The organism is Marinobacterium sedimentorum (genome assembly GCF_024267675.1).
In the GTDB taxonomy this organism is placed as follows: Bacteria; Pseudomonadota; Gammaproteobacteria; order Pseudomonadales; family Balneatricaceae; genus Marinobacterium_A; species Marinobacterium_A sedimentorum.
Genome location: NZ_JALDYX010000032.1, coordinates 46583 through 54033, shown reverse-complemented (window position 1 = coordinate 54033; position 7451 = coordinate 46583). Strand labels below are relative to the sequence as shown.

At 58.4% G+C, this 7451-nt stretch carries 6 protein-coding genes; all 6 read right to left on the bottom strand.

Translation table 11 applies throughout. The features are described from left to right. Positions 1–211: 211 nt before the first annotated feature. Positions 212–886 (bottom strand): response regulator transcription factor, encoded by a 675-nt coding sequence (locus MRS74_RS19775; protein ID WP_254582000.1) that lies wholly within the window; start codon positions 884–886, stop codon positions 212–214. Between the two features lie 208 nt (positions 887–1094). Beyond that, positions 1095–2444: a cache domain-containing protein gene (locus MRS74_RS19770; protein WP_254581999.1), complete on the bottom strand. Its 1350-nt coding sequence runs from the start codon at positions 2442–2444 to the stop codon at positions 1095–1097. 154 nt (positions 2445–2598) lie between these two features. Continuing rightward, positions 2599–3885 carry a TRAP transporter large permease gene (locus MRS74_RS19765; protein ID WP_254581998.1) on the bottom strand — a complete coding sequence of 429 codons (1287 nt, stop codon included), beginning with the start codon at positions 3883–3885 and terminating at the stop codon, positions 2599–2601. After that, positions 3882–4415: a TRAP transporter small permease subunit gene (locus MRS74_RS19760; protein WP_254581997.1), complete on the bottom strand. Its 534-nt coding sequence runs from the start codon at positions 4413–4415 to the stop codon at positions 3882–3884. The genes MRS74_RS19765 and MRS74_RS19760 overlap by 4 nt, the downstream gene beginning before the upstream one ends. Before the next feature lie 344 nt (positions 4416–4759). Then, entirely contained in the window at positions 4760–5836 is a 1077-nt protein-coding gene (locus MRS74_RS19755) for a TRAP transporter substrate-binding protein (RefSeq protein WP_254581996.1), read from the bottom strand. 378 nt (positions 5837–6214) lie between these two features. Beyond that, positions 6215–7411: a cell division protein FtsZ gene (ftsZ, locus tag MRS74_RS19750; protein ID WP_254581995.1), complete on the bottom strand. Its 1197-nt coding sequence runs from the start codon at positions 7409–7411 to the stop codon at positions 6215–6217. Positions 7412–7451: the final 40 nt, after the last annotated feature.

Here is a 7451-nt window from a genome sequence, read left to right as displayed (position 1 = left end):
TTCGGACTTGTAACTTGCACGCCTGGGCGTACTCGTTACCGTCGTCGCAAGCTCCAACGTTACTTCTTTTTCTCAACAGCACCGAGGGCTTTGCTTGCGCTCCGTAACGTTGAGGCCGCGTAATTTAATAGATAAGGTTATGAATTGCAAACTTTTTATCTAACTTTTTCAGAAAAAGCCAGGCACTGCGAACATGGGCGGCGCATCGGGTCTATTTCAGCTCCACCAGGCCCTGCTCGATCGCGAAACGGGTCAGGCCGGCGGCGGTCTGGATGTTGAGCTTGGTCTTGATATTCTGCCGGTGGGTTTCCACGGTACGCACCGAAATATCCAGCGTGCGGGCGATGTCCTTGTTGCTGCCACCTTCGGCCAGCAGGCGCAGTACGGTTTCCTCCCGCGGTGTCAGCGGCTGCGAGTCGGGGTCGGGCGTCGACGGGGTCATTGGAGCGGCAGAGGCCTCGTCCAGGCTGAACAGGGACTGAGACGCGCTGGCGCTGAAGTAGGTGCCGCCCTGGTGCACGGTTTCAATGGCCTTTATCAGCTCATCGGAGGACACATCCTTGAGGATATAGCCCGAGGCACCGGCGCGGATCAGCTGCAGAATGTACTCGCGGTTGTCGTGCATGCTGAGAATCAGCACCCGTACCGACGGGAAACGCTGCTGGAATATCTGGGTCGCTTCAAGCCCGTTCATCACCGGCATGGAGACATCCATCATCACCACATCCGGCCGCAGCTGTGCAGCCAGCTCCAGTGCCTCCTGGCCATTGTGCGCCAGCCCGACAACCTCCAGATGGGCTTCTGTGCCGAGCCTCGATGAAATGCCCTCCAGCACCAGCGGATGGTCGTCCGCCAGCAGCACACGAATAGGTACAGACTCTGTCATGCGGTAATACTCCACTGGGAGGCTGTCCGACAATACTCAACCTACTGCGAACCACCTGACTCCTTAACAATGAGAGGGGCTGTTTTTTGTGCTGTCTTGCGTTAAATAGAACCACTATTCGCCTTAAAACACCGCAAAAACCCGCTCAAATCAGCTGGCTCTCGCTACGATCAGCATTCTCGGACAGCCTCCTATGCGCCACAACTGTTCAGGATGGCAAGCCTATGCATAGCCGCGTCCCCTCCCCCGGTGCCGACTCAAGCGCAAGCTCGCCGCCAAGCAGCTCCAGCCGGTCACAGATATTGCGCAGCCCAATGCCGGCCTGGGGAGAAAGATCATCGGGGTCAAAGCCACAGCCGTTGTCTTTCAGCTCGAGCCACAGGAGCCCGTTGCTATACCAGCTGCGCACCAGCAGATGGCTGGCGTCGGCGTGTTTCTCGATATTGGTCAGGGCCTCCTGCACCACCCGATACAGGGTGGTTTCAATATCATCGTTCAGGCGTGCCGCCGGCAGCGAGAGTCGCAGATCCACCAGGATGCCGGTGCGCAGCTTGAATTCATCCAGCAGATTGCGCAGCGCAGGCTCCAGCCCCAGGTCATCGAGAATACTGGGGCGCAGATCGTGGGACACACGGCGCACTTCCTGTATCGCCTCGTTGAGCACCACCATGGCGTGGTGCAGATCGGCCTCGGCCATTGTGCTGTCATTGGCCTTGGCCAGCTTGCTCAGGGCCGATTCTATTCGAAACTTTACCGACACCATCAGCTGGTTGATGCCGTCATGCAGCTCTCTGGCAAAACCGCGGCGCTGGCTCACCTGCAGCTGGATTGACTTGTGGGCCAGGGAGCGCAGCCGCCCATCGGCGAGGCGACTTTCATGCAGATTCAGCGCAATGCCAATGACGATAATCAAAGCCACCGCCGCCGCCACTATCAGCAGTACGGTAAAGAAGGTATTGCGGATATTGCGCGTCACTTCACTGCGGATCTTTGCCACTTCCCCGGTGATGTCGTCTATGTAGAGCCCGGTACCCAGCATCCAGTCCCACTTGGGCAGGCTCACTACATAGCCGAGCTTTTCCTCGGATTCGCCGCGGGACGGTTTTTGCCACAGGTAGCGGTGAAAGCCACCGCCTTCACGGGCGCGCTGCAGCAGACTGCGAATCACATAGTCGCCCCGCGCATCCTGCATGTCGTACAGATCCTGCCCCACCAGCTCGGTAAGAATCGGGTGCACCAGCACCTTGCCGGTGCGGTCATAGACAAAAAAGTAGCCGTCGTCACCGAAGGTCAGGTCACTCAGAATGCGCATGACCTCGGCTTTCGCGGCCTCGTCGTGCACATCGGCATTGGCCACTATATGGTCAATGGAGGTCAGCGCCAGACTGACGTAATGCTGCAGCTCGCGCTGCTTTGCGCTCAGCAGATTGTCCTCGAAAATGCGGATTTCCTGCTCCGACAGGTTTCGTGCCTGCTGCAGGCTGACCATGGTCACCAGACTGCTCACCAGCAGCAGCGGCAGAATCGCCAGCAGCAACAGCTTGGCCTTTAAAGACATACCCGAGACACCCCTGGTGAAAAATCCGTATCGCCGCGCGACAGGGATCATGATAACAGCAAAAAACGGCGCCCCCGACAGAAGTCGACGCCGCCGTAGCTGGCGATAGCTGTATAAACCTGCGCCGGTATCACCGGCGTCAGGCGATACTGGCTCAGGTCAGGCCATAGAGGCCCGGGAACGCCAGAATGGTGACCAGCACCACCAGCTGCAACAGGATAAAGGGCACGACACCCTTATAGATGTGGGTGGTGCGTATCGAGTCCGGCGCCACCCCCTTGAGGTAAAAGAGTGCAAATCCAAAGGGCGGCGTGAGGAAGCTGGCCTGCAGGTTCATGGCGATCAGGATCGCAAACCAGATGGGCGCAATACCCAGCGCATCGGCCACCGGCGCCAGAATCGGCACTATGATAAAGCTGATCTCAACAAAGTCGATAAAGAAGCCCAGCACCAGTATGGCCAGCATCGACAGCAGCAGGAAGCCCATCTGGCCGCCGGGCAGCTGCGTCAGCACTTCCTCAACGATGTAATCGCCACCGGTATAGCTGAAGGCCATCGAAAAAGCGGTGGCGCCCAGCAGAATGGCAAACACCATGGCGGTGACTTTTACCGTTTCCAGCGATGCCTCATAGAGCATCTTAAAGCTGAACTGGCGATAGACCAGCGCCAGCACCAGGGCACCAACACCCCCCAGGGCCGAAGACTCGGTGGGCGTGGCGATACCGGCAAAGATAGAGCCCAGCACCACCAGAATCAGTGCCAGCGGCGGCAGAATCGCTTTCAGCGCCTGACCATAGTAGCTGCCACGACTGATGGTCGGATCCATAGGCAGGGCCGGTGCCGACTCCGGATTCCTGAAGGCGTAGATAAGGATATAAAGGATATAGGCGCCAATCAGAATCAGGCCAGGCCAGAGCGCCGCCTTGAACAGATCTCCCACCGGGATACCCAGCACATCACCCAGAATGATCAGGATAATGGAGGGCGGAATGATCTGCCCCAGGGTGCCGGATGCGCAGATAGTGCCGCAGGCCAGGGACTTGTCGTAGTTGTATTTCAGCATCACGGGCAGGGAAATCAGGCCCATGGCGACGACTGAGGCGCCCACTACACCGGTGGATGCCGCCAGCAGCGCGCCCACCAGCACGGTGGAAATCGCCAGGCCCCCACGCACGCCACCAAAGAGTTTTGCCATGGCTTCGAGCAACTGCTCGGCCAGACGGGTTTTCTGCAGCACCAGGCCCATAAAGATAAACAGCGGCACCGCCATCATGGTGGTACTTTCCATGATGCTCTGAATTCGAAACGGCATGAAGGCAAAAATATCCGGCCCTTCAGCAAAGACACCAAACAGCAGCGCTACGCCGCCAAAGATAAAGGCCACCGGGAAACCGCTGAGCAGCAGTGCCAGGGCGGCGAAAAACATTACAATCCCGATCATGTGCGATCACCTTGAATGTCAGCCACGGACTGTCCCCGCAGGGTATTGACTGATTTCAGCGCCAGCCCGAAACCACTCAGGGCGGTAGCAAAGAATGCGAAGGGTATGGCCGCCTTGATCAGCCAGCGATACGCCAGGCCACCCGGGTCACCCGAACTCTCACCCAGCAGGAAGGACTCATGCGCAAAGCCCACACCATACCAGCCCACCAGCAGACAGAACGGCAGTAGCAGACAGAGGGTGCCGGCCAGGTCGATCCAGGCGCGCTTGCGCAGACTCAGGCGGTCGTAAATGATATCCACGCGCACATGGGCATCGGCGCGCAGGGTAAAGGGCACCCCCAGCAGAAACATCAGCGCAAACAGGTGCCACTCCATCTCCTGCATGGCGATGGACACGTCGTTGAACGCATAGCGGCTCAGGACGTCGTAGAAAACGTTAAACAGCAGTAATACAAACAGCACGGCAGCGGCCTTGCCAAACAGGTCCGAAACCCGGTTGACCGCACGCTCCAGTTTCAATAGCAGCATGGAAACACCTCGGCATCTTTCTCGAAACGCGCGCCCGGTATGGAACCAGACCCCTGATACAGGAACGGGAGCCACAAGGGGCTCCCGTCAGGCAGCCTGTCGGACTTACCACTGATCTACTGCGGAAAAGCCGATTCTCTATAGTAAAGAGGGGGCATTCTTTGCACTCTTTTTTACTCGTCGCAGGCTCCTCGGTCTGCGACCCCGCTAAAGCGGTTCTTTCCACTTCGTTTCAAGTGTTAAATAGAACCACTATTCGCCGCAAAAGAGCTCAAAAACTGCCACAAATCGGTCTTTCCCTCGCTACGATCGACCAAGCCCGACAGGCTGCTAGCGCCAACGGATCAGTCGGACAGACTGTTCAGATAGGCGCGGTCGGAAATGTTGGTCCAGACCCGTACCTTTGCCTGATACGCCTGCTGCGATTCGATGATCTTCTTCGCCAGCGGATCGGCGGCGGAGGCCTCTTTCAGCAGTTCGTCATTGGCACCCTTGAGCGCGCTCATGACATCGCTCGGGAAGGTCTTGATCTGAATTTCCGGGAACTCGGTTTTCATTTCAGCCCAGGCGGTGGCGGACGCATCGTAGTTCTGGATATACATGTCGTAGGAGGCGGTACGCATGGAGACGCGCAGGATTTCCTGCAGATCCGCCGGCAGCTTTTCCCAGCTGCGCTTGTTGATCAGGAACTGCAGCTCGGTGGCAGGCTCGTGCCAGCCGGTGTAGTAGTAAGGCGCGATCTTGTGAAAGCCCATGCGCAGGTCAAGCCCTGGGCCTACCCACTCCAGCGCATCGATGGTACGACGCTCCAGTGCGGTGTAAAGCTCGCCCGGCGGGATATTGGTCGGGTTGGCACCCAGTTTCGCCAGCACTTCACCGGCAAAGCCAGGAATGCGCATTTTCAGACCCTGGATATCCTCCAGCGAGTTGATTTCCTTCTGGAACCAGCCGCCCATCTGGTTGCCGGTATTGCCACCGGGGAAGGACAGCAGGTTAAAAGGCTCGTACACCTCCTGCATCAGATCCATGCCTTCACCCTGGTAGAACCAGGCGTACTGCTCAGGGGTGGTCATGCCAAAGGGCATGGTAGTGAAGTACAGGGTATTGGGGACCTTGCCTTTCCAGTAGTAGGAGGCCGAGTGGCCCATGTCGTACTGGCCGGCGCGAACCATGTCGAACACACCCAGCGGCGCCTTGTGCTTGTTGGCGGAATCGATGGTGATCTTCAGGCGACCGTTGGACATCTTTTCGGCCATGGCGGCCATGTTGCGCGGTGCATCGCCAAAGATCGGGAAGTTGGTCTGCCAGGTTTCGGCCATTTTCAGGCGATACACCTTTTCGTCGGCCTGGGCCGGATTGAACAGCGTGGCCACGCAAGCCGCCGCCGCAATCAGAGTGCGTGCAACAGGGAGTTTAAACATTGTTATTGTCACCTTTTGACTGACTGCCCCCAGTAGGGGCTTCAAGTGCGCGCACAGCCTGTTTGGCCCTGCACACCCGCATCAGGCCCATGTCGGAGCCGTTGCGCTATGGTGACAATTCACTGCCGGTACCGCCATTCGCACTAATGCGCAGCAGGCCCGTAACCGCAGGGGGATTTCTACTGACTGATCTACGTAGTACTACCTAGCAGCAACGACGAAGCCGGGCCCAAAGCCAATGGCAACCACAAGAAGACAATAAGAACACTATAGGAAAGCTATAAGAAAAAAGGCCACCCCAGACGGGGCAGCCTCAAAAGATCAAGCAAGAAGGGTAGCGGCGCTATTGCACAAGCAAGACCGCAACTGGCAGCCGGATCAGTCGGCCTGGCGACGCAGGAACGCCGGAATATCCAGGAAATCCATATCGTCGGTGCCGGTACGCTGCAACGCCTGGGCCGGTGCTTCGGTCGCAGGCGCCGTGCGGGCGGCACGTTCCTCGGCCCGGTTGCGCAGCACGGTCGGCAGCTCCAGCTGACTATAGTCGGTGGTCGGTTTGCCGGGGCGTGATGGCACGCTGGCGGTGCCGCCATTTGCCACCCGCACTTCCTGCTGCTGAGCCTGTCCAAGCCCGGTCGCAACCACGGTGATGCGAATTTCGTCACTCATTTCCGGATCAATAACGGTACCCACCACTATGGTGGCGTTGTCAGACGCGTACTGCTCGACAATATTGCCGACTTCGGAGAACTCGCCGAGGCTCAGATCAAGCCCTGCGGTAATGTTCACCAGCACACCACGCGCGCCCTTGAGATCGACATCCTCCAGCAGCGGGCTGTTGATGGCCGCCTCCGTGGCTTCCTGTGCGCGGCCTTCGCCACGGGCACTGCCGGTACCCATCATCGCCATGCCCATTTCGGACATCACGGTGCGCACGTCAGCGAAATCGACGTTAATCATGCCGGGTCGGATAATCAGGTCGGCAATACCCTGCACAGCGCCCCTGAGTACATCATTGGCGGCATTGAAGGCATTGATCAGGCTGCAGTTTCTGCCCAGTACCGGCAACAGCTTTTCATTGGGAATAATAATCAGCGAATCAACACAGTCCTTCAGCTCGCGAATCCCCTCTTCCGCGATTTTGAGGCGTTTCTTGCCTTCAAACGGGAAAGGCCGCGTGACTACTGCCACGGTCAGGATACCCAGTTCGCGGGCCACTTCGGCGACTATGGGTGCAGCCCCGGTACCGGTACCGCCGCCCATGCCGGCGGTAATGAAGACCATATCGGCACCGCTGAGCATCTGCGCGATACGTTCGCGGTCTTCCAGCGCCGCCTGACGGCCGATCTCGGGATTAGCCCCGGCGCCCAGCCCCTTGGTCAGATCGCCACCGAGCTGAATGACACTGCGGGCAGCAAGCCCGGACAGCGCCTGTGCATCGGTATTGGCACAGATAAAATCGACACCCTCAACATCGGCGCTGACCATGTGCTGCACGGCATTACCGCCGCCGCCGCCCACGCCTATCACCTTGATGACGGCATTTTGCGCAATGCTATCAGCCAGTTCGAACATTTGGATCCCCTCCTTGCAAGGTGCCAGCTTCTTCGTCTGA